Genomic DNA, 25,114 nt, shown 5'->3' on the forward strand with positions numbered 1-25,114 from the left:
GACGTGGTCAGTCCATGAGGCGGCTGGAGCCGCCGCCACGGGCGATCAGGAGCGGGATGCTCGTCCGATCGATGAGTTCACCCAGCACGGACACGTGCGAGGTGATCCGTTCCCCGCCCACGACGAGCAGCTCCCGGCCACGCGACTCGTCGAGGAGCGCGTGAACGGCGGCGATCGAGCGCAGGCGGCAGGTCAGGTCGACCATCGGGTGGTGGCGTTCGATGGCGGTCCGTCCGATCCGCAACGGCGGGTCGACGTGACCGGGCCGCGTGGAGAAGGGGTGCGCCTTGACTGCGACCGCGTGGAGCAGCAGCAACGGCTGTCGGGAGTGCTCCGCCTCCACACCAGCCGCGGCGGCGGTGATTCCTGCCGTCGTGACCCGGTCGACGCCGCAGACGATCCCGTGACCGCCGGAGTGATCCTCCGGCACGATGACGATCGAGCAGCCGAACAGATTGACGAGCGCGCGAGCCCTGCGCCGGCTCGCGGCGTCGGAGACTCCCACGACCACCACGTCGGCGGGGTGCGGCAGCGGAAGGGTGGGCATCGACAGCGGGTCGTTCAGGTCGGCGACATGGAAGCGGGACAGCGGGATGTCGCGGGCGGCCATGCGCTCCAACGCCCACTCGTACGCGCGTTGCGCGGCGGAGGTGTCGTCGTCGGCGAGCCAGCACGCACCGAAGGGCTCGAAGTCGTCGGTACCGCCCTCGACGGTGGCGGCGTGCGGTCCGGTCATGGTCGTCATCTCTCAGGCGTCGACGGCGAACTCGTCGTCGTCGATTTCGGTGTGAACGCGGGCGGGCGGGGGGACGATGCTGATCGGCGTGCTCGTGCGCGACAGCAGCGCGCGCGCGGTCGAGCCGAGGACGATGCCGACGATCGCTCCCCATCGGTGGCTGCCGATGACGACGAGTTCGGCGGTGCGCGCATGATCGGCGAGGGCGTCGGCGGTCGGCCGCTCCTCGAGTGCTCCTCTGACGTCGAGGTGCGCAACGGCGTCGCGAAGGTCGTCGACCGCCCGGCTCACCTCCCGCTGATGCGCATCGCGGAGCTCGACGTCCTCACTGACCAGCACGTCCGTGATGGTGCGGACGGGCATGGCCCAGGTGTGCACGACCGTGAGACGCGCGCGAGCTGCGGCGGCCTCATGGGCGGCGAAGAGAAGAGCTGCGGAGCTGGTGTCGTCATCGGCCATTCCGACGACGACCTCCCGGTCATGGCCGGGCTCCCAGTCCGTCGGCACGATGACGGTCGACGCGTGGGCACGGGACGCGATCCGAAGCGGCACCGATCCCTGCAGCGTCGACTGCACCGGGTGGTCGCGGTGCGCGCCGATGACGACGAGATCGGCGTGCTCGGCCGCGTCGACCAGCGCGTCGGGGACGGTCTTCATCTCGAGCGAGGTGTGCACTTCGGTGCCGGGAAGCGCCTTCCGGACGTGGTCGCGGACGCGGTCCAAGGTGATGCGGTTGTCGTTCGGATCCGAGGCGAGCATGTCGAACGCCCGGACCAGACGGACCTCCACGGCACGGTGCGCGGCGCGACGGATCACCCACTCAACCGCCTTGTGGCTGGCGGAGTCCCCCACTCCGACGACGATGCGTTCCATGATCGTTCCTCTCCGTGTCGGCTTTCTCACGAGGGTGCCGCGCCGACAGCGGCCACGGCAGGGCCGAAGGTCCCCTCGCGGTCGCGGGACCTTCGCCCCTCCCGCAGAGCACGCGGGAGGGGCACGCTCGCAGCAATCCGTCACGGAGAGGAACACGGATATGAAGACCGCAGGCATGCAGCGCACCGACCACGAGATCCTCCAGGCGGTGCGCGACGAGCTCGACTGGACCCCCGATGTCGATGCCGCCCGGATCGGCGTCGCCGTCGACCACGGCGGCGTCACGCTGACCGGCGAGGTGCCGAGCTACACCGAGAGGGTTGCCGCGACCCGAGCGGCGCTGCGGGTCCATGGAGTGCTCGCTCTCGCCGACGAACTCATCGTCAACCCGCCCGCCGCGGGAATCCTCACCGATAGCACGATCGCGCAGGCGATCGAGCACGCGTTCGAGTACGCGGGGACGCTCCCCTCGACAGTGAAGGCGACGGTCAGTCACGGGCGCGTCACTCTGACCGGGACGGCTGATTGGAACTACGAGCGCGCCCAAGCCCGTCGGCTCGTGCGCGGGATCAAGGGCGCGCGGGATGTGCTCGACCTGATCGAGCTCACCCCGCGCGCATCGGCGGATGCCACTTCGAAACGAATCCACGCGGCCCTGCTTCGCAACGCGGCTCTGGACGCGCAGAGCATCCACGTCACCGCCGAGGGAACCCGGGTGAAGCTCACCGGGACGGTCAGGTCGATCGCCGAGCGGCGGCAGGCCGAGCTGGCGGCGTGGGCCGATCCGAACGTCACCGCCGTCGACAACCAGCTTCTGGTCGCTCCATGACGCCTTCGGGAACGGTCGTCTCCGACCGGCAGATCCAGCAGCACGTCCAGGATGAGCTGCGATGGACCCCGGACGTCGACGCCGCAGGGATCGGCGTCGCGGTGGAGGACGGAGCGGTCCGCCTCTCGGGACGAGTCGACAGCTACATCGAGCGGGTCGCTGCGGTGCGCGCCGCGCTGCGGGTCCGCGGGGTCTCGACTCTCGTCGACGACCTCGAGGTACGACGACCCGTCGGCGGTGCGGTGACGGATGCATCGATCGCGGAGGCGATGGAGCACGGCCTCTCGTGGTCGACGGAGGTCCCCGCCACGGTGCAGGCCACCGTCCGGGACGGCGTGGTCACGTTGCGCGGCGAGGTCGACTGGGACCACCAGAGGGCGGCGGCCCGCCGCATCGCCGAGCACGTCGGCGGGGTCCGGGAGATCAGAAACCGGATCACCCTGTCGTTGCGTGCCTCGGCGGAGGAGACGGCGAGCTCGGTCCGTCGAGCACTGCGCCGCAACGCGCTTCTCGCCGGCACCGACATCCACGTGGCCGTCACCGGCACCCGTGTCACCCTCACCGGCGCGGTGCGCACCGAGCTCGCACGTCGACAGGCGATCTCCGCAGCATGGGGATCGCCCAACGTGACCGCGATCGAGGACCGGCTGACCGTCACCAGCGACGTGTGAACATCTCACGCGGGCGGCGGCGCGCCTTCAGACCGCGAGCGCGCCCAGCACCCCGTAGACGACGTAGACAGGCCAGACGATCGCCTGGAGCAGGCTCAGGATCACCGCCCAGAAGCTGCCATCGCTGTGCGAGATGAAGTAGATGGCAGCGCCGACATACGCCATCAGCATCAGCAGGCCGCCGACGCCGTTGCGTTCGACGATGCGCGTCTTCTCCGCCATGTCGGCTCCTTCGTTCGGTCCTGCACAACACGCTCGCGGCGCCGCTCGCCTCAGTGCACGACCAGCACGGGGCAGCGCGCGTGCTCGGCGACCGGCGCGCTCACGGACCCGAGGAGGAGCTGGCCGAGACCTCCGAGGCCACGGCTCCCCACCACGAGCATCGATGCCCGGTCGGACGCGCGGACCAGCTCGTCGGCGGGTGCACCATCGACCAACTCGACCGCGACCCTGTCCGGGACGGATTCCCCATAGACGGCGCGGACGGCGTCAAGCGCAGCGCGCTCGGCGTCGCCGAAGGCGCCCCACAGGTTCATCAGTCCACCGACGCCGCTGAGTGAGGAGTAGCGCCAGGCGACGAGGACCACGACCGGACGATCAAGGGCGTCGGCCATCTCGCGGGCCTGTCGGAGCGCATCGGTCGACGCCTCGGATCCGTCGAATCCCACGATGATCGGTGCCGACGTCGTCTCTCCCATGCGTCTCATCCCATCGGGCGCTCCGCTTCAGGCACAGGGACCAAGGTCCCGTCGCGTCCGGCCCGCCGTCATCTCACGAGACCCCCCACCGCGCGGTGGAGCCGACGGTCGACGGTCGGGCGCGCTGGGCGATCCTCTCGGTGGAAGAAGAGCCGCTTCGCGATGTCCGCCACCACCAGATACGCCACCACGAGTCCTCCCAGTGCGAGCAGCATGCCGACGGGGACAGGCTGCATCCCGAGCGCGCCGGCGAACGGAGCGAACGGGAGCAGCACCGCGGCGCCCGCCACGGCGAAGACGGCGACGAGGAGCGCCGTGCCGGGCCGGCTGCGTAGGAATGGGAAACGCTGCGTGCGGATGACCAGCACGACCAGCGCCTGGGACACGAGCGATTCGACGAACCAGCCCGACCGGAACTCGGAGGGTGTCGCGTGGAAGACGCCGATCAGCATCGCGAAGGTCGCCAGGTCGAAGAAGGTGCTGAGCGGCCCGAAGACCAGCATGAAGCGTCCGATGAGGCCGATGTCCCATTTCGATGGCCGGCGCAGGGCGTCGCGGTCCACCCGGTCGGTGGAGATCGTGAGCTGGCTCGCGTCGTAGAGGAGGTTCCCGAGGAGGATCTGGCCCGGCAGCATGGGCAGGAACGGCAGGAACGCGGAGGCCGCCGCCGCGCTGATCATGTTGCCGAGGTTGCCCGACGCCGCCATGTAGACGTACTTGAGGGTGTTGCGGAATATGCGCCGACCCTGCTCCACGCCGTCCGCGAGCACGGCGAGGCTCTTCTCGAGCAGCACGACGTCGGCGGCGTCCTTGGCCACGTCCGTCGCCGTGTCGACGGAGATGCCCACATCGGAATCGTGCAGGGCGAGGGCGTCGTTGACCCCGTCGCCCAAGAAAGCGACGGCTCCGCTTCGCCGAAGCACCGACACGACGCGGGCCTTCTGCTCCGGGCTGACCCTGGCGACGATGACCGTCTCCCGTAGCGACGCGGCGAGAGCGTCGTCGTCCAGCGCGTCCAGCTCCGCGCCCGTCAGGGTGCCGGCGCTGGGGACGCCCAGGCGCGTGCACACCGTCTCGGCCACCGCGGGGTGGTCACCCGTCGCCACGATGAGGCGGATGCCGAGCGCCTCCAGCCGCTGGATGGCCGCAGCGGCCTCGGGGCGCACTGCATCCGAGAAGGTCAGGAACCCGCGCAGCGTGAGACCGGTCTCGTCCTGGGCGGTGATTCCGCCGCCGTCGAACGGCTTCGAGGCGACCGCCAGCAGCCGAACCCCCTGCTCCAGCTGCTGGCGCACGACCTCCGCCGCAGCGGGCGGGACCTCATCGCACAGCGGGAGGATCGCATCGGGCGCGCCCTTGCACACCAGGGTGCTGTCCGGGCCGATTCCGCTCGCACGACGCCGGGCGTGATCGAACGGCAGGCGGACGGTGGCTGCGGGGATCACGTCCGTCGCCCTGACCAGCGCGGCGTCCAGGGCGTCAGTGCTGCCCGCGCCCGTCCCGGCTGGATCGACCGTCGCCACGGCGATGCCGGCGATTCGCGAGTCGGGCGTTCCTCCGGGATCGAGCGACGCCGTGAACTCGATCTCCCCCGTCGTTAGGGTCCCGGTCTTGTCGGTGACGAGCACCTCGATGTTGCCGAGGTCCTCGATGCAGACCAGGCGCTTGACGACCACCTTTCGGCGAGCCAGCCGACGCGCCCCGGCCGCCAGCGAGGTGTTCACGACGGCAGGGAGGAGCTGCGGGGTGATGCCCACCGCAATGGCCAACGCGAAGAGCAGGGAGTCGAGGATCGGACGGTGCAGGAGTGCACTGGTGAGCAGTACGGTCGCCACCAGCACCGCCGCAACCCACATCAGCAGCAGCGAGAAGCGCCGCAGACCGGCCTGGAACGCGGTCTCGGGGAGCCGCCCGCCGAGCTGCTGCGCGATGCGTCCGATCTCGGTATCCGCGCCCGTCGCGATGACAACGCCCGTCGCCGAGCCCGACCGGACGATCGTGCCCTGATAGGCGAGCGACGTCCGCTCGGCGAGTGCCGCGCCGGGTGGCGTCGGGTCCGGCGACTTCATCGAGGGGCTCTGCTCCCCCGTCAGCACGCTCTCGTCGCAGGTCAGATCGTGCGTTTCGAGCATGCGCAGGTCGGCCGGCACCCGGCTGCCCATCGTCAGATGGACGACGTCGCCGACCACGATGTCGGTGACCGGGATCGACCGCGCGTGGCCATCGCGCACCACGAGCGCCTGGTGGGCCATCGAGTCCTGCAGCCGGCCGGTGGTCCGCTCCGCGGCGTACTCCTCGACGAAGCCCAGTCCCACGCTGGCGAGCAGGATCACCCCGATGATGATGGCATCGACGGCATCCCCGAGCAGCCCCGCGAGCGCCGCGCTCACGATCAGCAGGATCAGCACCGCGTTGCGGAACTGCCGCGCGAGCACCCCGAGCGCCCCACTCCGTCGCCGGCGCAGCAGGTTCGGACCGTCGACGGCCAGCCGGTCCCGCGCCTCCTCGTCGGTCAGGCCGCGGGCTCGACTCCTCACCGCGGCAAGCGCGTCCGCCGCGGACCGCGCCGACCAGTCGAGAGCCGCGGTCATGGCGCCAGTATGACCGTCCGCCTGCCGGGCGCGGAGGACCTTCGGCCCTTCAGTTCGTCGCTCGGCGGGCTGATCGTGGCCCCATGAATGAGAACCGCATTGTTCCTGTACCTCCCACCCGCGTTGTCGTGGGCGTTGACGGCTCCGAGCACGCAGTCGAGGCGTTGCGCGTGGCCAAGCGCATCGCCGACGCGGTGCACGGCACGGTGGAGGTCATCGCCACCTGGGAATGGCCCTTCATGTACAACCCGATCGTCACCCCTGACTACTCGCCCGAACCGGAGACCCGGAGTGCCGCCACGGCCGCCGTCGAGCAGGTGTACGGTGCCGCCTCCCCGATTCCGATCGACGTCGTGCAGGGTCCCGCCGCGAAGGTGCTGATCGACGCCAGTCAGGGCGCCCAGATGCTCGTCGTCGGCAGCCGGGGGCGCGGCGGATTCGCCGGCCTTCTGTTGGGTTCGGTCAGCGCGGCGTGCGCCGAGCATGCGCACTGCCCCGTTCTCGTGGTGCATTCCGCAGTGTGAGGTTCGTGACGCGCGGACCCGGTGCACCGGGGCTCGCCGGAACGGGATGAGAATGGTCCCGACCCTTGGCTCAGCGATCGCCGGGGAGCAGGCTGGCGGGGTGGAAACCGACGAGCGGCGCGCGCCGATCACCAGTGAGACCATCGACAGGATCGACGCCTGGTGGCGGGCGGCGAACTATCTCAGCATCGGCCAGATCTACCTCCTCGCGAACCCGCTGCTGCGCGAGCCGCTTCGCGCGGAGCACGTCAAGCCCCGGCTGCTGGGGCATTGGGGCACGACGCCGGGTCTGAACTTCCTCTGGGCGCACCTCAATCGCGCGATCCGGGAGCGCGACCTGAACACGCTCTTCGTGTGCGGCCCCGGGCACGGGGGTCCCGGGATGGTGGCGAGCGCCTACCTCGACGGCACCTACAGCGAGCTGTACCCCGAGGTCGACCGGACCGAGGCCGGGATCGAGCGGATGTTCCGCCGGTTCTCCTTCCCGGGCGGGATCCCGAGCCACGCCTCCCCGGACACCCCCGGGTCGATCCACGAGGGGGGCGAGCTGGGCTACTCGCTCAGCCACGCGTACGGCGCCGCCTTCGACAACCCCGACCTGCTGGTCGCCTGCGTGATCGGCGACGGGGAGGCGGAGACCGGACCACTGGCGACCGGCTGGCACTCCAACAAGTTCCTCGACCCGCGCCAGGACGGCGTCGTGCTGCCGATCCTGCACCTCAACGGGTACAAGATCGCCAACCCGACCGTGCTGGCCCGCATCCCGGAGGAGGAGCTGCTCGAGCTCATGCGGGGGTACGGCCACGAGCCGTTCCTGGTCTCCGGGGGTTTCGGGCACGAGGACCCGCGAGCGGTGCACGAGCGCTTCGCCGCGACCCTCGACGACGTGCTGGACCGCATCCGGGAGATCCGGCGGGTCGCCGCCTCGGATCCGGAGGCGCCGCGACTGCGCTGGCCGATGATCATCCTGCGGACTCCGAAGGGATGGACCTGCCCCGAGGAGATCGACGGCGTGGCCGTGGAGGGCACGTTCCGATCGCACCAGGTGCCCCTCCCCAACGCGCGCGACACGGCGGAGCACCTCCGCATCCTCGAGGACTGGCTGCGCTCCTACCGACCGGACGAGCTCTTCGACGAGGCGGGCGCTCCACGCCAGGAGGTGGTGGCGCTCGCGCCCGAGGGCGAGCGCCGGATGAGCGCCAACCCCGCCGCGAACGGCGGCCTGCTGCGCGTGCCGCTGCGGCTGCCGGACTTCCGCGACTACGCCGTGGAGGTCGCCGAACCGGGCGGCGTGGATGATCAAGCCACCGCCGTGCTCGGACGATGGCTCGCCGACGTGATCCGCCTCAACCCGACCACCTTCCGGATCGTGGGCCCCGACGAGACCGCGTCCAACCGCCTCGCGCCGGCGGTCTACGAGGCCACGGCCAAGCAGTGGAACGCCGAATACCGGCCGGGCGATGTCGACCTGGCCCGCGCCGGACGTGTGCTGGAGGTGCTCAGCGAGCATCAGTGCCAGGGCTGGCTCGAGGGCTACCTGCTGACCGGCCGGCACGGTCTCTTCAACTGCTACGAGGCGTTCGTGCACATCGTCGACTCGATGTTCAACCAGCACGCCAAGTGGCTGGAGTCGTCTCGCCGGATCCCGTGGCGCCGGCCCATCTCGAGCCTGAACTACCTGCTCTCCAGCCACGTCTGGCGACAAGACCACAACGGCTTCAGCCACCAGGACCCCGGCTTCGTCGATCTGGCCGTCAACAAGAGCTCCGAGGTCGTGCGGGTCTACTTCCCGTTCGACGCGAACACGCTGCTCTCCACCTACGACCACTGCCTCCGCTCGGAGGACTACGTCAACGTCGTCGTCGCGGGCAAGCAGCCGGCACCCCAGTGGCTCACCATGGAGGAGGCCGTCGAGCACTGCGCGCGCGGGCTCGGGGTGCTCCCGTGGGCCGGGACCGAGCGCGAGGGCGAGGAGCCGGATGCCGTGCTCGCCTGCGCCGGCGACGTGCCGACCCTGGAGACCCTCGCCGCCGCGACGATCCTGCGCGAGCGGATCCCGGACCTCGCGATCCGGGTAGTCAACGTCGTCGACATCATGCGGCTGCAGTCGGAGCGCGAGCATCCGCACGGTCTGTCCGACATCGAGTTCGACGCCCTCTTCACCGTCGACCGTCCGGTGATCTTCGCGTACCACGGCTACCCCTGGATGATCCATCGGCTGACCTACCGGCGCCGCGGGCACGACCAGATCCACGCGCGCGGGTTCATGGAACGCGGCACCACCACGACGCCGTTCGACATGGTCATGCTCAACGACCTCGACCGCTACCACCTCGCGATCGACGTCCTCGACCGGGTGCCCGGCCTCGCGGCCCGGCACGCCGGGCTCCGGCAGGAACTGGTCGACGCCCGCGCGCGTGCCCGCGCCTACACGCGGGAGCGCGGCGAGGACATCCCCGAGATCGCCGAGTGGCGGTGGACCGCCCCCTAGGCTCCGCGGCGTGCCGTCCGCTCGCCGTGCGGGCGGAGCACCCCGAGCGTGAGCAGCACGAGCCCGCACTCGGCGATGCCGACCGCGAAGTACGCCGCCTGCAGGAAGCTGAAGGGGACGTAGATCATCTGCACGAAGATCCAGATGAGCGTCCCGAAGGCGGCCGCCGTCGACCATACCGGCGCATGCGGCGTCCGCCTCAGCTGCGCAACGAACGCCACGATGTGGGTGCCGCCGATGACCCCGAGCAGGAGGATCCCGGGAACCAGATAGGACGTGAACAGCGAGCCGTCCAGGTACGAGACCGGCGGGACCAGGGGGCCGGCCAGATCGGGACGGAGTCCGCCCAGCATCAGCGCGCCGCCTCCCGCTCCGGCGGTCACCGCGACGAGGGCGTGCAGGACCGCCAGCAACACGCGGGTTGGACGCGCGACCATGGGTCAGCCCGCCGCCGCCGCCGTGGGCGCCCTCGGGACACCGGTCGGCGCCGCCGCTGCCGTGCTCCGCTGTGCCAGGAGGACGACCAGGACCACGACGCCGGCCACCGGCAGCAGCACCCAGAAGATGTGTCCCCAGCCGAACCCCGCATCGCGCAGCCGGCGCACGGTGACCGCGAGCATCGGCAGAAGCGTGGCCAGACCCCACAGGCCCGAGAGGCTCGAGCCGAGGTAGACGGTGCCCTCAGGGGTGAGCACGTTCAGCGAGTTGAGCGCGGCGGAGACCAGAGCTCCGAAGAGCGCGAACCACCAGAACTCCGGGCGCGCGGCTCGGCCTGAGAAGTCTGCGTACTTACGAAACACGGTCGTGATCGCCGTCGGGAAGGTCATCATGCGATCAACGGTGCCCTCGTCGTCGCCACCGCCCCAGGGCCGAACGTCCCGCCGTGCTGCGCGCGACGTCGACCTTCACGAGAGCGGGTGGCGCCAAGGCGGAAGGGACCAATGGCCCTGTCGGGGCTCCGGTCGGCAGCGGACGATGAATTCAGCGAGAGGGAGTGAGGACGCCGGCGATGGACGCGGAATCGATCACGGAGGGCGAGTGCTGGGATCTGCTCCGATCGGAGCGGATCGGGCGATTCGCCCTCGCCACCGGTCGGGGACCGCAGATCTTCCCCGTCAACTACCTCGTCGAGGATGGCATCCTCTATTTCCGGACCGGCCCGGGGCGCAAGTCGATGGAGGCCTGGGCGCACCCTCGCGCGGCGTTCGAGGTCGACGGGCGCTCGGGCAACCGGTTCTGGAGCGTTGTCCTCGAGGGTGACGTCACAATCCTCGATGCGGCCGACCCGGCCCTCGCACGGCTTCTGGACGAACTCGTCTCGCTGCATCCATCGCCCAAGCACATGGTCATCCGCTTCGCCCCCGAGCTCATCAGCGGGCGCAGGTTCATCGCCCCGCAGCGGACCCGGCTGTGGGCCTGAGGTGGGCGACCCGCTGACCCGGGCGAATCCTGCGGCGGCCGTCGTCGCGGCTCCGGTCCGCCGCCGACGCATCCCGCTGACCTGGTCGCTCGCCGGCGGGACCGCGCTGATCGGTGCCGTCGCGGGTACCTGGCAGCTCACACTCGGACCAGGGGGCGTGCCGTGGATCCTGGGCACGCTGGCGGCCGGAGTCGCGGGATGGCGGCTGATCAGGATGATCTCCGACATCCGCTCGCAACGCTGGGGCATCGATGTCCTCGCCGTGCTCGCCGTCGCCTCCACGATGGTCGTGGGAGAGTGGTGGGCCGCCTGGGTGATCACGCTCATGATGACCGGCGGGGACGCTCTCGAGGACTTCGCGTCGCGTCGTGCCCACCGCGAGATCCAGAGCCTGATGGAACGCGCGCCGCGGCAGGCATTCCGTGTGCTGCCCGACGGCTCGACCGTCGAGGTCCTCGTCGACGAGGTCGCCGTCGGCGATGTCGTCCTGGTCCGGCCGGGCGACCTCGTTCCCGTGGACGGGACACTCCTCGAGGACCGCGCCGCGTTCGATCTGTCCTCGGTCTCGGGCGAGAGCCTTCCGGAGACGCTGACCCGGGGCGCGCAGATCCCGAGCGGCGCGGTGGCGACGACCGTGCCGGCTCGCGTGGCATGCACCGCACCCGCCCGCCTGAGCGAGTACCAGCGCATCGTCGACGCCGTGGGAGCCGCCGCAGGTTCGCGTTCCCGATTCGTCCGGTTGAGCGACCGGATCGCCGTGCCGTTCACCGTGGTCGCGCTGCTGATCGCCGCCGCCGCCTGGCTGATCACTGGAGAGTTCCTGCGGTTCGCCGAGGTCCTCGTCGTCGCGACGCCATGCCCCCTCCTGATCGCCGCTCCGGCGGCGTTCGTCGCCGGGATGGGCCGCACGGCCCGCGCGGGGCTCGTGGCGAAGAACGCGGAGGTGCTGGAGCGGATCGCAGCGGTGCGGACGGCCGCGTTCGACAAGACCGGCACGCTCACCGGCGGGGCCCCGATGGTGGCCGGCGTCGAACCGGCCGACGGCGTCGATGCCGATCGCCTCCTCGCGCTGGCCGCCGCCGCCGAGTCGCTCTCGGCGCATGCGCTGGCGGCCCCGATCGTGGCGGCCGCCGCTGAGCGCGGCCTGCGCCTCCCGGCGCTCTCCGCCGTCGCCGAGGTGCCCGGCGACGGCATGAGGGCCAAGGCCGAGGGCGCTGAGCTCCGGGTGGGGAGCGCCGCCTTCACCGGAGCACCCCTCGCCCAGCCGATCGCCGGCGTGGTCGCGGTCACGGTCAGCCTCGGCGGACGGGGCATGGGTCGGATCCTGCTGCGGGATCCGCTGCGGTCCGACGCCGCTGCCACGATCGCGGGCTTGCACGAGGACGGCATCGAGCAGATCGTCATGCTCACCGGCGATGACGCCGGTACGGCGCGAGCGGTCGCCGCGCTCGTCGGCATCGATCGTTTCGACGCTCGTCTGCGACCCGAGCAGAAGGCGGCCGTGGTGAAGGAGCTGCTGCCTCGCCCGGTGCTCATGGTCGGCGACGGAATCAACGACGTCCTCGTCCTGGCGTCCGCCGACGTCGGCGTGGCGGTGAGTCGATCCGGGCTGGGTGCGGTCGGGGAGTCGGCCGACGCCGTCATCGTCACGGACCGGCTCGGTGCGCTGCTGGATGCGCGGCGCATCGCGCGGCGCACGCGACGCATCGCGCGTCAGAGCGTGTGGTTCGGCGTCCTCGTCAGCGTCGGGCTGATGGCCGTTGCCACGACAGGAGTCCTGCCGCCGATCTTCGGCGCGCTCGCCCAGGAGGCGGTGGACGTTCTGACCATCCTGAACGCTCTCCGGGCGGCCCGGGCTCCCCAATAGCATCGGGAGGATGGTGCGACTGGGTCTTCTGCGGCGGCGACCGCTGTTGCATGTCGCCACCGATCGTGGCTCCGGCCCGGTCGTGGTGCTGCTGCACGGCATCGCATCCTCGTGGGTGACCTTCGAGAACGTCATCCCGCTCCTCGACGGACGGCACCGGGTGCTGGCCCTCGACCTCCTGGGCTTCGGCGGGTCGCCGGCGCCGGATGACGCGGCCTTCACCCTGGACGACCACGCAGCGGCCGTTCACCGGACCCTGCGCCGGATGAGGGTCGGCGCGCCGTTCGTGCTCGTGGGGCACTCGATGGGGGCGCTGATCGCGGCACGCTACGGTGCCGCGTTCCCCCGCGATCTCAGCCGGGTGGTCCTCGTCAGCCCGCCGATCTACCTCGCGCCGTCAGCGATCGGCGACCCGCTGGACCGCGCAGCGATGGAGCTCTACCTGCGCGCGTACGGGTTCCTGCGCGAGAACAAGGAGTTCACGATCCGGGCCGCCGGGCAGCTGGCGCGCCTGTCGCCGATCAAGGATCTCCTCGACGTCTCCGACGACAATTGGCGCGCGTTCGTCCTCTCGTTGCAGAGATCGATCGAGTCGCAGACCACCGTGAGCGACCTGGCCGCGATCCGGGTGCCGATCGAGATCGTGTACGGGACGCTCGACCCGTTCCTCGCCCCGGCCGGCATCCGCATCGCGGAGCGCCTGCGCGGCGTGACGAGTCATCGCGTGGTCGGCGGAGATCACGTGATCCGTCGACGGATGGCCCGTGTCGTCGCCACGGCGGTGGGCTGAACCGCCGGCGGGTCGTCGTGCGCTCCGGCATCGGACGATCGCTCCGACGACGGCCGGGGCTCGAGAGCCCGCTCCGCCTGCTGCTTCAGGTACAGCCATTCGGCGTCAGACACGCGCTTCATGCTGAAGGCTCCGCCCCAGGATGCCGCCCCACTCCCGCGCCCGGTCGACTTCACCGTCGCACAGCTGCCCGTGCTCGTCGACGAGGGCCTCGTACCCGCGCCTGCCGACCTGGGCACCGGCTCGGCGGAGCCTGCGCGCGATGGCCGGCAGGGCGGAGCCGCTGAGCAGCCGCGACATGTCCACTCGCGTCGTGAACGGCGTGATCTTCAGGCCTGACAGCGCGGTCCGATCGATCCATTCGCGAAGTCCCGGAGTCAGCGCGCGGTCCTCGAGCTGCGCTCCGTACATCCGCCCCTCCACCCATGTGGCGGCCTCGGCCCGCGACGCGGGCGTCGGCAGGGAGCGGGCGTGCGTCGGAGCGCCGACGACGATCAGGTCGAACCGGTGCAGCTCGAACGGCGAGACGCGCCGGACGTCGCGGCAGTCCGCCTCGGCGGAGCCGCGAACACCGTCGGAGATCGCCTCCGCCACCTGGCGGGTGGCTCCGAACATCGACTCGTAGGCGATGAGCACGCGGGGCGTGGAAGAACTGTCCATGTGTCGAGCGTGTCCGGCACCCGGCCCCGCCTGAAGGGTCGAAGGTCCCCTCGGACGGCGTGGGACCTTCGACCCTAGGTGGCGCTCGACGGGCACGACACGGTGGGCGTCATGACGAATCACCGTGCGCCGTCGACACCGTCGAGCGGCAAGTTCTTGAAGCTGCCGGCCGCGACGGCTCTCGTCGTCGGGTCGGTCATCGGCACCGGGGTGTTCGGCATCCCGTCCGCGCTGGCGGGCTTCGGCCCGATCAGCCTCATCGCGTTCATCCTGGTGACGATCGGCGCGATCGCGCTTGCGCTCGTGTTCGCGGCGCTGTCGAAGCGCTCCGGCGACGGAGCCGGCGGTCCGTACACCTACGCGCGTGAGGCGTTCGGCGAGTTCGCCGGGTTCCTCAACGCCTGGACGTACTGGGTCACGGCCTGGGCGGGAAACGCCGCCATCGTGGTCGCCCTCGTCGGATACGTCGAGGTGTTCGTGAACACCGACCACAACATCTGGTGGTCGATCGTCATCGCCCTGATCGGGCTCTGGATCCCGGTGGTCATCAACGTGCTCGGGCTGAGGTCGCTCGGAGCGGCCCAGACCATCTTCACGGTGCTCAAGGTCATCCCCCTGGCGTTCATCGCCCTGGTCGGCGTCTTCTTCATCAACCCGGCCAACTTCGGCCCGTTCAACTCCTCGGGCACGAGCGGCTGGGCGGCCCTCGCCGGCGCCGGCGCGATCGCGCTGTTCTCCTACCTCGGCATCGAGACCGCCGCGGTCGCCGCCAAGCGCGTCCAGGACCCGAGCAGGAACATCCCGCGGGCCACGATCGCCGGAACGCTGGTCAGCGCGGTGGTCTATATCCTGGGCACTCTCGCGGTGTTCGGCCTGGTCAGCAACGCCGCGCTGCGCAAGAGCACTGCACCGTTCAGCGACGCCGCGAACGCCATGTTCGGCGGCAGCTGGGCCGGCGAGGTCATCGCCGTGTTCGCGGTCGTGTCGGGGCTCGGCTGCCTGATCGGCTGGACCCTCATCGTCGGCGAGATGCCGAACGCCGCCGCCAAGAACCAGCTGTTCCCCCGCGTGTTCCAGACGGAGCGGCACAACGTCCCGATCGTCGGCGTCGTCGTCTCCACCGTCCTGGCGAGCCTCCTGACGGTGCTCGCGTACACGAGCTTCGAGCAGGTCTTCACCACGGTCGTGCTGCTGACCGTCTTCACCTCGGTGGTGCCGTACATGTTCTCCGCCGGCGCGCAGCTCCTTGACCTGATCCGTGGCAGGGGCGTGCGGGGTGGCCGGTTCGTGCGCGACATGACGATCGCGATCATCGCGCTCGCCTTCACCTTCTGGGCGCTGCTGGGAAGCGGCCAGGAGGCGGTCTTCTACGGCACGGTCTGCGTGCTGCTGGCGGTCCCGCTCTACGCCCTGACGCGTTCGGCCCGACGCCGCGGCAACGACCTGCTGCCGGACTCTGCGCCGCTCGGCGCACCTGCCGACCTCGAGGATGCCCGCATCGCCGGGCCTCTCCCCGACATCGATGACGACGCCGCGAGCGGCGAGAAGAAGCTGGAGCCGATCCGATGACCACCCTGACCCCTACTCCCGAGCTCGACGCGGTCGCCGCTCTCAGCGTCGAATCCGAGATCGGCACCCTGCGCGAGGTGATCCTGCACCGACCCGGCATCGAGTTGAATCGCCTCACGCCGGCCAACCGCGAGGAGCTGCTGTTCGACGACGTGCTCTGGCAGTCGCGTGCGCGCACCGAGCACGACACGTTCGCCGAGGCCCTGCGCTCGCGCGGGGTGGTCGTCCATCTGTTCGGCGACCTGCTGCACGACACCCTGCAGGACGGCCACGCCCGCAGCGAGGCGATCGCCGGGACGTTCACCGAGGACCGATTCGGGGCCCGGCTGGCCGCCGCACTCCGCGATCAGGCCGAGGACGCATCCTCCCCATGGCTGGCCGATGTCATGCTGGGCGGTCTCGCCCGCCGAGACATCGATACGCGCGTCGGTCGCGCTCTCGCCCTGGAGGTCGCCGCGCCCGACGGATTCCTGCTGCCGCCGCTGCCGAACACCCTGTTCCCCCGCGACAGCTCCGCCTGGATCTACGGCGGCGTGCAGGTGAACTCGATGGCCATGCCCGCACGACGTCGCGAGTCGCTGCACGTCGACCTCGTCTACCGGCACCACCCGCTGTTCGCGGGCGCACTCCGCTACGACGACCCGCACCGCGTCGGATCTGCGCCTGCCACCGAGGGCGGCGACATCCTCGTCATCGGCGATCGCACCGTGCTCATCGGCATGGGCGAGCGGTCCACCCCCGCCGGCATCGAGCGGCTCGCGTCGCGGCTGTTCGAGACCGGGGAGGCGGACCGGGTGATCGTCGTCGCCATCCCGAAGTCCCACGCGACCATGCACCTCGACACGCTCATGACGATGATCGATCGCGGCACCTTCGCCATGGGCGCCACCCTCGACCCGACCGCGCTGACCGGCTGGAACCTGACCCCCGGCGCGGATGGCGTCGACGTCTCCGAGTTGCAGCCGCTCACGCCGATGATCGCCGATGCGCTTGGCATCCCGTCCCTGACGACCTTCCAGACCGCGGAGGACGATTGGGCCGCCGCCCGGGAGCAGTGGGACGACGCCAACAACTTCCTCGCCGTGTCACCGGGCGTGGTCGTCGGGTACGAGCGCAACGTCGCCACCAACACGGCGCTGCGACGACACGGCATCGAGGTCATCACCATCGCCGGCAGCGAGCTCGGCCGCGGCCGAGGCGGCTCCCGTTGCATGACCTGCCCGATCCGCCGGGACTCGGTGGTGGAGCCGTGAGCGCCGTCATCGAGCGCCGCATCGGCGCCCTCAGCGACTGGAATCTCGTCCCGGCCGCGCGTACGATCCTCGACCTGGCCGCCGAATTGAAGACCGCCCGCCGGGAAGGATCCGAGGTGCAACGGCTGCGGGGTCGCGCCATCGTGCTGCTGTTCGAGAAGCCGTCGACGCGCACGCGCAATGCCTTCGAACTCGCCGCCGTCCAGCAGGGCGCGCACGTCACGTACATCGACGGCGGTCAGACCCACCTCGGCGAGACGGAGAGCGTTGCCGACACCGGCGCCGTGCTCGGACGGCTCTACGACGGGATCGCCTACCGCGGCGCGCCCCAGGCGACGGTCGAGCAGCTGGCGGTGTCCTCGGGTATCCCGGTCTGGAACGCGCTGACCGACGACTGGCACCCGACCCAGGCTCTCGCGGACTTCTTCACGCTCGAGGAGACCTGCGGACGGCCCGCATCCGAGTTGACGATCGCGTTCGTCGGCGACGGCCGCGACAACGTCGTGCACAGCATGCTCGTCACGGGCGCCGCGCTCGGGTCGCACGTGCGCGTCGGCTGCCCCGCCGAGCTGGCGCCGGACCCGGTCGTCGTCGAGCACGCTGCGTCGCTCGCGCACCGCACCGGTGGGACCATCGAGGTGCTGCACGACCCTCACGCCGCCGTCCGAGGAGCCGACGCCGTGTACACGGATGTCTGGGTCAGCATGGGCGAAGCGGATGGCCTCTGGGAGACCCGGGCCCGCACGCTCGCGCCCTACCGCGTGACGCCGGCACTCATGGCAGCGACCGGCAAGCTGGACGCGCGGTTCATGCACTGTCTCCCGGCGGTCCACGACGACACCACGACCGTCGGGGCGCGCATGCGCCGCGTGACGGGCCTGGTCGGCGCGGAGGTCGACGACGAGGTGTTCCGGTCGGAGCATTCCGTCGTGTTCCAGCAGGCCGAGAACCGCATGCACACCATCAAGGCGCTCATGGTCCACGACCTCGCCGGTGACGAGGGGCCGGCACGGTGAGGATCGTCATCGCACTCGGCGGCAACGCTCTGCTCAAGCACGGCCAACGGCCGGAGGCCGAGCCTCAGCGGGTGCGGGTGCTCGAGGCAGCGCGCGTGATCGCGGGCGCGACCCATGGGCATGACCTCGTCATCGTGCACGGCAACGGGCCGCAGGTCGGCATGCTGTCGCTCGAATCCCGGGCCGACCCGGCGCTGCGCAGACCGTATCCGCTCGCCGACCTCACCGCGGAGACGCAGGGGCTCATCGGCCACTGGATCGCGGCCGGGTTCCGCGCCGCCGAGCCGGCCCGTACCGCGGTCGCGATCGTGTCGCACACCGTCGTGGATGCGACGGATCCGGCGCTCGCACATCCCACGAAACCCATCGGCCCCGTCGTCACCGCGGCGGAGGCCGACGCGGCCCATCGCCGTTGGGGGTGGCAGTTCCGGCCGCACGACGACGGGATGCGTCGCGTCGTCGGCTCGCCCGAGCCGCGAGCGGTGATCGAGCTACCTGCGGCCGAGCTGCTGCTGCGCGCCGGCGCGGTCGTGGTGATCGGTGGCGGCGGCGGCATTCCCGTCACCACCGACGGCCGGGAGGTGGACGCGGTCATCGACAAGGATCTCGTCGCCGCGCAGGTCGCGAGCGCACTTCGCGCCGACCGGCTCGTCATCCTCACCGACGTGCCCGCCGTCGTCGACGGCTACGGGACCCCCCATGCTCGGCCGCTCGCCGGCCCGCACTCCAGCGCCGAACTGGCCGAGATGTCGTTCGAGGCCGGCTCGATGGGTCCCAAGGTGCTCGCAGCGCGGCGATTCGTGGACCAGACCGCGGGAGTCGCATCCATCGGTGCTCTGGGCGACGTCGAGGCGATCATGGCGGGCGAGGCGGGAACCCACGTCCTCCCGAGCCTCGGGCCCGCGACCATCGAGGAGAGCCGGGCCAAGCAGTTGGCGGAGGCGTGACGGGAGAACGTCCGGCGATCGGGCGTTGGATCGTCGCGGTCACCGTCGGCGAGGCCGTCGGCTTCGCCGTCGCTGCCGCGATCGCGGTGGTGGTCACGGTGTCCGGCATGAATCCGGCCCTCGGCCTTCTCCTGATCGTGAGCGGTGGCGCGGTGGAAGGCGCTCTGCTGGGGATCGGCCAGGTGGTCGGCCTGGGGCGATTCGCACCGGCGCGCCGACGGTGGATCGGAGCCACCTCGGCCGGTGCGGCCGCGGCGTGGGGAATCGGCCTCATGCCCAGCACGATCGGTCTGAACGATCTGACGCCGGCAGTGATCCCGCTCGTCGCTCTCGGCGCGGTCCTGCTTCTGTCGATGATCCCGGTGGCGCAGTGGCTCGCGATCCGTCACCGGCCGCGGAGCCTTCGATGGGTGCCCGCGTCGATGGGTTCCTGGGCGGTCGCGGCCGCCTGGACGGCCGCACCCTCGCCGTTTATCGACGAGGGCAGTCCGCTTGCGCTCGTCGCCGGGCTCTACGTCGTCGCCGGATTGCTGATGGCGCTCACGATCGCGTCGCTGACCGCTCCGTTGGCCCGCAGCGTGTTCACGGCGGGCCCACGGAACTAGGCCGACACGGCGTCCCGTTGGGGCTCGACGCTCCCCGAGGTGGGTGCCGCCGGCGGCACGATGCACAACGGTGCCGATGCGACCGGAAGAACGGCTCGAGCGGTGGACCCCAGGACGACACCCGTGACCGGGCCCCACCGGTGGCTGCCCAGGACCAGAAGCTGGCCCCGGATGGCATGCTCCGCCAGCACCGCGCTGGGCAGGCGCTGCTCCAGGAGACCGCGGAGCCTGACGCGCGGGAAGGCGGCACGGATCCGCTCCAACGATCGGGACAGGATGTCGCGGTGCAGCACCCGCTCATCGCCCTCGTTCATCGCGATCCGGGAGTCATGCATGTCGGGGACGGTGACGGTCCACGCGTGAACCGCTTCCAGCTCCACGCCGGCGTCCTGCGCCTCCCGGGCGGCGAACAGCATCGCGCGGTCGCAGGTGTGGTCACCGGAGATGCCCACGACGACGGTCCGCCGCATGGACGGCGTCCAATCCTCGGGCACGATCACCGTCGCGCACTTCGAGCGAGCCGCGACCTGCAGCGGCAGCGAGACGCCGAGCCTCCACGCGGCCGGCCGCCCGCGACGCGACCCGAGGACCAGCAGATCCGCCTCGGTCGACGCCTCGAGCAGCGCCGCCGGGATCGCGACCGTGACGAGTGACTCGTCGACGACGGTCGTAGGCGAGCGTCGACGAAGCTGGGCGGCCGCGTCCCGCAGTATGGCCTCCTCATCGTCTGGTTCGGCGAGAACGAGGTCGAATGCACGGACCAACTGCACGTGAGTCGGCTTCGACAGGGATCGGCGGATCACCCATTCCAGTGCCATCCGACCGCTGCCCGGATCCACGCCCAGGACGATTCGTTCCATCTCATGCTCCTTCGAGTGCTGTGCTCCTCCCACCCTCACCCCGCGCCCCGTCCGGGGTGAGGGCCGAAGGTCCCGTGGGACCTTCGGCCCTACGCGGCCCCGCGGTGCCACGGTTGCATCGACGGCATGGACAGTTCACATTTCGCCGGCAAGACCGTCATCGTCACCGGCGCGGGATCGGGTATCGGCCGAGCGACCGCGGAGCGCATCGTCGCCGAGGGCGGGCGCGTCGTCGCATCCGACGTCGTCGAGAGCCGTCTCGCCGCACTCGTCGACGAACTCGAGGGCGACGTGGTCACAGTGCTCGGCGACATCTCCGATGAGGCCGCGGTGGTCCGCGTGATCGAGGCGGCTGGTGAGCAGATCGATGGGCTGGCGAACGTCGCCGGCATCATGGACGGTTTCCTGCCCACCGCGGAACTCGACGACGAGACCTGGAACCACGTTCTGGCGGTCAACCTGACGGCTATGATGCGGCTGACCCGAGCCGTCCTGCCGAAGATGATCGCCGCGGGCAAGGGATCGATCGTCAACGTGTCGTCGGAGGCGGGGCTCCGGGCGTCCGCCGCCGGCACCGCCTACACGACCTCGAAGCACGCGGTGAACGGCTTCACCCTGAGCACCGCGTTCTTCTACACCCCGAAGGGGATCCGCTGCAATGCGGTCGCCCCCGGCGCGGTCGCCACGAACATCGAGGCGCCGTTCAAGTCGGAGTGGGCGCAGCAGCGCCTCGGGCCGCTGATGCAGACCAACGTGCCCGGCGTCGCCGAAGCCGCGCAGCTGGCCGCGGCCATCACCTGGCTGCTCAGTGACGACTCGGCGAACGTCTCCGGCGCGATCCTGCCCGATGACGGCGGGTGGGCGGCGTACTGATGACCCCTCTGCACCGACCGCTCACCAACTGGCACGACCAGGCCACGGGCCGGCTCTCGCGCGGAGAGCGCGCGGCGGACCGCCTGCGCAACGGGATGGGCAGCTGGTGGTTCGTCGGGATCTTCGTGCTCGTGATGGTGGCGTGGGCGCTCGCGAACGTGTTCGCGATTCGGTGGGACCCCTACCCGTTCATCCTTCTCAATCTCTTCCTCAGCATGCTCGCCGGTCTGCAGGGTGCGATCCTGCTGATCGCGGCGAAGCGGCAGGACGCGATCGCCGCGGCGCTCGCCCGGCACGATTATGAGACGAATCTCGCGGCCAAGCAGGAGATCGAGGAGCTGATGGAGCTCAACCGCCGCCAACTCGAACTCCTCCGAGAGCTGCACGCCGCCGGCGAAGCATCCGTGAGGGCGGTTGCCGGCTGACCACGACAGAACACCGTGCCGCAACTAGGCTCTGGGACGTGGCCTCGGTGGAGGAGATCAGCTTCCCCGATGCCCCGCGGTCCGAGCTCGAGCAGACCATCGAAGAACTCGTTGAGCGCGCGCAACGCGTGCTAGCGACGCAGGGCCGTCTGCGCAGCCTGTTGCGCGCCAATCGGGTCGTCATCGAGCAGCTGGACATCGAAGAGGTCCTGAAACACATCGTCGAAGCCGCCATCGACCTCGTCGATGCCCGCTACGGCGCTCTCGGTGTGATCGGGCCGGACGGCTTCCTCGAGCGCTTCATCCACGTCGGGATGTCGGGTGAGCTGGCGGCCAAGGTCGGAGACTTGCCGCACGGCGTCGGGATCCTCGGTGCCGTGATTCACGACGCGGCGCCGATCCGGTTGGAGCACCTGCACGACGACCCGCGGTCCAGCGGGTTCCCGGCCCACCACCCGCCGATGGACGCCTTCCTCGGCGTGCCGATCCGCGTCCGCGACGACGTGTTCGGCAACCTGTACCTTACCGACCCAGCCGCCGGACGCTTCACGCCGGAGGACGAGGAACTCGTCAGCGTTCTCGCCGCCACCGCCGGCATCGCCATCGAGAACGCGCGCCTGTTCGATGAGGTCAAGGTGCGCGAGAGGTGGGCGAACGCCCGGGCAGAGGTCACCGCCGCGATGCTGTCCGACGATGTCGACGCCCTCGACGTGATCGTCCGGCGGGTCGCCGACGTCATGGACGCGGCTCTCGCCTGTGTCGTGACACCGGAGGCGGACGGTTCGCTCGTCGTCTCCGCCGTTGAAGGAGCCCTGGCGGACGGCGTCCGCGGGCGTCATTTCGCCGCGGAGGGGTCGCTGGCCGGCCAGGTGATCGCCTCCGGGACGATGCTCACCACGAGCGGACAGCCGGCCGGCGCTCAGTTCGAATCACAACCCGAGGTCGGTCCCACGCTCGTCGTGCCGCTCAGCGCGAGCGGCACAGTGCTCGGGGCCCTGGCCGTCTCGAGAGCCCCCGGAGAGGACCGGATCCCGGACGTCGACATCAACCGAGCGACCGAATTCGCCCGCCAGGCAAGCGTTGCGCTGCAACTCGTGCAAGCGCGCCTGGACCGGCAACAGCTGGAGCGCGTCGAGGACCGCTCGCGCATCGCCCGCGATCTGCACGACCACGTCATCCAGCGACTGTTCGGCGCCGGACTGACCCTGCAGGCCGAAGCGACCCGCACGAGCGAGGGATCGCGCGGGGTGATCCTCGAGCAGGTGAACGCGATCGATGCCGCCATCGCGGAGATCCGCACCGTCATCTTCGCCCTCTCGTCGCCCCCGGCGGGAAGCTCCGCCCTGCGCCATCGAGTTCTCGACGCTGTCAGCGAGGCGGGGGCGGGTCTGCCCACGCCACCACGGCTCACCTTCGACGGCGCGGTGGATCTCATCGTGCCCGCCGAGATGGTCGAGGATGTCGTCGCCGTCGTCCGCGAGTCCGTCACGAACGTCGCCCGCCACGCGCGGGCGTCCCACACCGATGTCGGCGTCCAGGTCGACGACGATCACGTCACGATCCGCATCGATGACGACGGAATCGGGTATGCGCCGGGGGGACGCGCGAGTGGAACGGCGAACGTCGCTGCCCGCGCTGACCGACTCGGCGGCACCTATTCGATCCGGTCCCGGGACACCGGCGGCACCGCGGTGCTGTGGCGGGTGCCACTCCGAACGGAGCAGCCGTGATCCGAGTGTTCCTGGTCGACGACCACGAGATCGTGCGGCGCGGTATCGCCGAGCTCATCAATGCAGAACCTGACCTCGAGGTCGTCGGCGAGTCCTCCAGCGTCGCCCGTGCCCTCGGCCGCATCGCGGCGACGCAACCCGACGTCGCCGTGCTCGACGTGCGGCTGGCTGACGGCTCCGGCGTGGATCTGTGCCGAGATGTGCGCTCCGCACTGCCGGACACGCGGTGCATCATGCTGACCGCGTACGACGACGACGCCGCTGCGCGCGCGGCGGTCCTGGCCGGAGCCAGCGGCTACGTTCTCAAGGACATCCGCGGGCAGAACCTCGTCGCCGGCATCCGCACCGTCGCCGGCGGGGGGTCGCTGCTGCGGCCCGGTCTTGCCGACCGCGTCGTGGAAGCGGCATCCGAAGGCTCGGCGACGTCCGACGACGATCCCCTGTCGCTGCGGGAGCGGCAGGTGCTCAAGCTGATCGCGGAAGGACTCACCAATCGGCAGATCGGCGAACGGCTCGACCTGGCGGAGAAGACGGTCAAGAACTACGTCTCCGGCCTCCTCGCCAAGCTCGGCCTCGAACGACGCACGCAGGCCGCGGTGTATGGGGCGGCACGCCAGCGAGGGGACCTTCGGCCCTAGGACGGCGCGGGGCGGTCGCTGGATGCTCATTCCATGACGATCCGAGACGACCAGCTGCTCCGCTCACGTCTGCGCGACGCGTTCGACGCCGATCCCGCCCTCGACGCCTTCCAGCTCGCCGTGGACGTGCACGACGGGATCGCGCGACTGCATGGTGTGGTCGGCAGCTACGCCGAAAAGCTGGAGGCCTTCTCCATCGCGCGCCGGATGGCTGACGTGCGCGACGTGGTCAACGACCTCCACGTCCGTCCCTACGGCGCCGACTGGCGGGTCACGGACCGGCAGATCACGGACCACGTCCGCGAGCGGATCGGACTCGCCCTCGTCGAGACCGGCGAGGTCAACTTCTCGGTCGACCATCACGTCGTCACGCTCAGCGGCCTGGTTCCCACCGTCGAGGAACGCGCGCTCGTCCGGCACGTCGTCGAGACGGTGCCCGGCGTCGACTTCGTCGACAACGACATCGAGGTCGGCAGCCGATGAACGACCCCATCATCCGCGACCTCACACCCGAGGAGTGCTGGACCGAGTTGCGCCACAATCAGCTCGGCCGCCTCGCCGTCGCCGTCGCCGGCGAGGTCGACATCTTTCCCGTCAACTACGTCGCCCACGATCGTGCGCTGTACTTCCGAACCGCTCCGGGAACGAAGTTGCTCGAACTCACTGTGAACCAGCGCGTGGCGTTCGAGATCGACACCTGGACCTACGACCAGGCGCGCTCGGTCGTCGTGAAAGGAATCGCCGAGCGACTCGAACACCAGTCCGACATCGATGCCGCCGACCGACTGCCCCTCCTGCCGTGGATCCCGACGCTCAAGTACCGCTGGGTCCGGATCGCTCCGACGTTCGTCCGCGGCCTGTTCTTCGACCGCGCCGCGGAGCCCGAGAGGTACTGACGGTGCCATGACGAAAACCCCCGGAATTCCGGGGGTTTTGAGTGTGGGCGATACTGGGATCGAACCAGAATCTAGGCGCACTCGTCATCGCGCGCGGCGACCGGCAAACACTGGCGTCTCGTCCGGAAACACGGGCAGCAGCGCTAGGTCCA

At 70.5% G+C, this 25,114-nt stretch carries 27 protein-coding genes; 18 read left to right on the forward strand and 9 right to left on the reverse strand.

Annotated elements, in window-relative coordinates:
- Positions 1 to 7 precede the first annotated feature (7 nt).
- Together ABD285_RS11630 and ABD285_RS11635 are read right to left on the reverse strand one after the other, a co-directional pair.
- Entirely contained in the window at positions 8 to 736 is a 729-nt protein-coding gene (locus ABD285_RS11630; protein ID WP_284255431.1) for a hypothetical protein, read from the reverse strand.
- Between the two features lie 12 nt (positions 737 to 748).
- Positions 749 to 1,609 (reverse strand): universal stress protein, encoded by an 861-nt coding sequence (locus tag ABD285_RS11635; RefSeq protein WP_344202690.1) that lies wholly within the window; start codon positions 1,607 to 1,609, stop codon positions 749 to 751.
- A gap of 160 nt (positions 1,610 to 1,769) precedes the next feature.
- On the opposite strand from ABD285_RS11635, the gene ABD285_RS11640 reads away from it, so the two are divergent.
- The gene (locus ABD285_RS11640; protein WP_284255427.1) at positions 1,770 to 2,438 is read left to right on the forward strand and encodes a BON domain-containing protein; all 669 of its coding nucleotides are present in this window, start codon (positions 1,770 to 1,772) and stop codon (positions 2,436 to 2,438) included.
- Positions 2,435 to 3,109 carry a BON domain-containing protein gene (locus ABD285_RS11645; protein WP_284255425.1) on the forward strand — a complete coding sequence of 225 codons (675 nt, stop codon included), beginning with the start codon at positions 2,435 to 2,437 and terminating at the stop codon, positions 3,107 to 3,109. The genes ABD285_RS11640 and ABD285_RS11645 overlap by 4 nt, the downstream gene beginning before the upstream one ends.
- A 27-nt stretch (positions 3,110 to 3,136) precedes the next feature.
- Here the strand turns inward: ABD285_RS11645 and ABD285_RS11650 are convergent, their stop codons facing one another.
- The 3 genes from ABD285_RS11650 to mgtA form a co-directional block, all read right to left on the reverse strand.
- Entirely contained in the window at positions 3,137 to 3,331 is a 195-nt protein-coding gene (locus ABD285_RS11650) for a hypothetical protein (RefSeq protein ID WP_284255424.1), read from the reverse strand.
- Positions 3,332 to 3,381: 50 nt separating this feature from the next.
- On the reverse strand, positions 3,382 to 3,807 hold the full coding sequence (locus tag ABD285_RS11655) for a universal stress protein (protein WP_284255423.1): 426 nt from the start codon (positions 3,805 to 3,807) through the stop codon (positions 3,382 to 3,384).
- Between the two features lie 68 nt (positions 3,808 to 3,875).
- A complete protein-coding gene (gene mgtA / locus ABD285_RS11660) occupies positions 3,876 to 6,398 on the reverse strand; it encodes a magnesium-translocating P-type ATPase (RefSeq protein WP_344202693.1) in 2,523 nt (840 codons plus the stop codon).
- Between the two features lie 83 nt (positions 6,399 to 6,481).
- On the opposite strand from mgtA, the gene ABD285_RS11665 reads away from it, so the two are divergent.
- Both ABD285_RS11665 and ABD285_RS11670 read left to right on the forward strand, forming a co-directional pair.
- Complete coding sequence (locus tag ABD285_RS11665) at positions 6,482 to 6,922, forward strand: universal stress protein (protein ID WP_284255421.1); 441 nt, start codon at positions 6,482 to 6,484, stop codon at positions 6,920 to 6,922.
- 52 nt (positions 6,923 to 6,974) lie between these two features.
- Positions 6,975 to 9,413 carry a phosphoketolase family protein gene (locus ABD285_RS11670; RefSeq protein WP_425565026.1) on the forward strand — a complete coding sequence of 813 codons (2,439 nt, stop codon included), beginning with the start codon at positions 6,975 to 6,977 and terminating at the stop codon, positions 9,411 to 9,413.
- Here the strand turns inward: ABD285_RS11670 and ABD285_RS11675 are convergent.
- On the reverse strand, positions 9,410 to 9,850 hold the full coding sequence (locus ABD285_RS11675; protein ID WP_344202697.1) for a hypothetical protein: 441 nt from the start codon (positions 9,848 to 9,850) through the stop codon (positions 9,410 to 9,412). The two genes, ABD285_RS11670 and ABD285_RS11675, sit on opposite strands and share 4 nt — an antisense overlap.
- Positions 9,851 to 9,853: 3 nt before the next feature.
- A complete protein-coding gene (locus ABD285_RS11680) occupies positions 9,854 to 10,243 on the reverse strand; it encodes a DUF805 domain-containing protein (RefSeq protein WP_284255419.1) in 390 nt (129 codons plus the stop codon).
- Positions 10,244 to 10,422: 179 nt separating this feature from the next.
- Between ABD285_RS11680 and ABD285_RS11685 the strand changes: the two genes are divergently transcribed.
- Genes ABD285_RS11685 through ABD285_RS11695 form a run of 3 tightly spaced genes read left to right on the forward strand, consistent with a single transcriptional unit; the run spans position 10,423 to position 13,490 of the window.
- On the forward strand, positions 10,423 to 10,833 hold the full coding sequence (locus tag ABD285_RS11685) for a pyridoxamine 5'-phosphate oxidase family protein (RefSeq protein ID WP_284255418.1): 411 nt from the start codon (positions 10,423 to 10,425) through the stop codon (positions 10,831 to 10,833).
- Position 10,834: 1 nt separating this feature from the next.
- Entirely contained in the window at positions 10,835 to 12,700 is a 1,866-nt protein-coding gene (locus ABD285_RS11690) for a heavy metal translocating P-type ATPase (RefSeq protein WP_284255417.1), read from the forward strand.
- A gap of 10 nt (positions 12,701 to 12,710) precedes the next feature.
- Positions 12,711 to 13,490: an alpha/beta fold hydrolase gene (locus ABD285_RS11695; RefSeq protein WP_284255416.1), complete on the forward strand. Its 780-nt coding sequence runs from the start codon at positions 12,711 to 12,713 to the stop codon at positions 13,488 to 13,490.
- Positions 13,491 to 13,595: 105 nt separating this feature from the next.
- On the opposite strand, the gene ABD285_RS11700 is transcribed toward ABD285_RS11695, so the two are convergent.
- On the reverse strand, positions 13,596 to 14,150 hold the full coding sequence (locus ABD285_RS11700) for a flavodoxin family protein (RefSeq protein WP_284255414.1): 555 nt from the start codon (positions 14,148 to 14,150) through the stop codon (positions 13,596 to 13,598).
- A gap of 111 nt (positions 14,151 to 14,261) precedes the next feature.
- On the opposite strand from ABD285_RS11700, the gene ABD285_RS11705 reads away from it, so the two are divergent.
- From ABD285_RS11705 to ABD285_RS11725, 5 genes are read left to right on the forward strand one after another with little or no spacing between them, the layout of a single operon-like run.
- Complete coding sequence (locus tag ABD285_RS11705) at positions 14,262 to 15,719, forward strand: amino acid permease (protein WP_284255413.1); 1,458 nt, start codon at positions 14,262 to 14,264, stop codon at positions 15,717 to 15,719.
- Positions 15,716 to 16,972: an arginine deiminase gene (locus ABD285_RS11710; protein ID WP_344202701.1), complete on the forward strand. Its 1,257-nt coding sequence runs from the start codon at positions 15,716 to 15,718 to the stop codon at positions 16,970 to 16,972. Before ABD285_RS11705 ends, ABD285_RS11710 begins: the two co-directional genes overlap by 4 nt.
- On the forward strand, positions 16,969 to 17,988 hold the full coding sequence (argF, locus tag ABD285_RS11715; protein WP_284255409.1) for an ornithine carbamoyltransferase: 1,020 nt from the start codon (positions 16,969 to 16,971) through the stop codon (positions 17,986 to 17,988). Before ABD285_RS11710 ends, argF begins: the two co-directional genes overlap by 4 nt.
- Positions 17,985 to 18,935 carry an amino acid kinase family protein gene (locus ABD285_RS11720; RefSeq protein ID WP_344202703.1) on the forward strand — a complete coding sequence of 317 codons (951 nt, stop codon included), beginning with the start codon at positions 17,985 to 17,987 and terminating at the stop codon, positions 18,933 to 18,935. Before argF ends, ABD285_RS11720 begins: the two co-directional genes overlap by 4 nt.
- On the forward strand, positions 18,932 to 19,540 hold the full coding sequence (locus ABD285_RS11725; RefSeq protein ID WP_284255406.1) for a hypothetical protein: 609 nt from the start codon (positions 18,932 to 18,934) through the stop codon (positions 19,538 to 19,540). The genes ABD285_RS11720 and ABD285_RS11725 overlap by 4 nt, the downstream gene beginning before the upstream one ends.
- Here the strand turns inward: ABD285_RS11725 and ABD285_RS11730 are convergent.
- Positions 19,537 to 20,400: a universal stress protein gene (locus tag ABD285_RS11730; RefSeq protein ID WP_284255405.1), complete on the reverse strand. Its 864-nt coding sequence runs from the start codon at positions 20,398 to 20,400 to the stop codon at positions 19,537 to 19,539. The two genes, ABD285_RS11725 and ABD285_RS11730, sit on opposite strands and share 4 nt — an antisense overlap.
- A 126-nt stretch (positions 20,401 to 20,526) precedes the next feature.
- Here ABD285_RS11730 and ABD285_RS11735 point away from each other — a divergent pair, with 126 nt between their 5' ends.
- Genes ABD285_RS11735 through ABD285_RS11760 form a run of 6 tightly spaced genes read left to right on the forward strand, consistent with a single transcriptional unit; the run spans position 20,527 to position 24,962 of the window.
- Positions 20,527 to 21,273, forward strand: a complete 747-nt coding sequence (locus ABD285_RS11735; protein WP_284255403.1) for an SDR family NAD(P)-dependent oxidoreductase — start codon at positions 20,527 to 20,529, stop codon at positions 21,271 to 21,273.
- Positions 21,273 to 21,698, forward strand: coding sequence for a DUF1003 domain-containing protein (locus ABD285_RS11740; protein ID WP_284255402.1), 426 nt, complete (start codon positions 21,273 to 21,275; stop codon positions 21,696 to 21,698). Before ABD285_RS11735 ends, ABD285_RS11740 begins: the two co-directional genes overlap by 1 nt.
- A gap of 38 nt (positions 21,699 to 21,736) precedes the next feature.
- Complete coding sequence (locus tag ABD285_RS11745; protein WP_344202707.1) at positions 21,737 to 23,428, forward strand: sensor histidine kinase; 1,692 nt, start codon at positions 21,737 to 21,739, stop codon at positions 23,426 to 23,428.
- Entirely contained in the window at positions 23,425 to 24,066 is a 642-nt protein-coding gene (locus ABD285_RS11750; RefSeq protein ID WP_344202709.1) for a response regulator, read from the forward strand. The genes ABD285_RS11745 and ABD285_RS11750 overlap by 4 nt, the downstream gene beginning before the upstream one ends.
- A 33-nt stretch (positions 24,067 to 24,099) precedes the next feature.
- Positions 24,100 to 24,549, forward strand: a complete 450-nt coding sequence (locus ABD285_RS11755) for a BON domain-containing protein (protein ID WP_284255399.1) — start codon at positions 24,100 to 24,102, stop codon at positions 24,547 to 24,549.
- Positions 24,546 to 24,962 carry a pyridoxamine 5'-phosphate oxidase family protein gene (locus ABD285_RS11760; RefSeq protein WP_284255398.1) on the forward strand — a complete coding sequence of 139 codons (417 nt, stop codon included), beginning with the start codon at positions 24,546 to 24,548 and terminating at the stop codon, positions 24,960 to 24,962. The genes ABD285_RS11755 and ABD285_RS11760 overlap by 4 nt, the downstream gene beginning before the upstream one ends.
- The last annotated feature ends 152 nt before the right edge of the window (positions 24,963 to 25,114 follow it).

Source organism: Pseudolysinimonas kribbensis, from assembly GCF_039531715.1.
GTDB classification, from domain to species: Bacteria; Actinomycetota; Actinomycetes; order Actinomycetales; family Microbacteriaceae; genus Pseudolysinimonas; species Pseudolysinimonas kribbensis.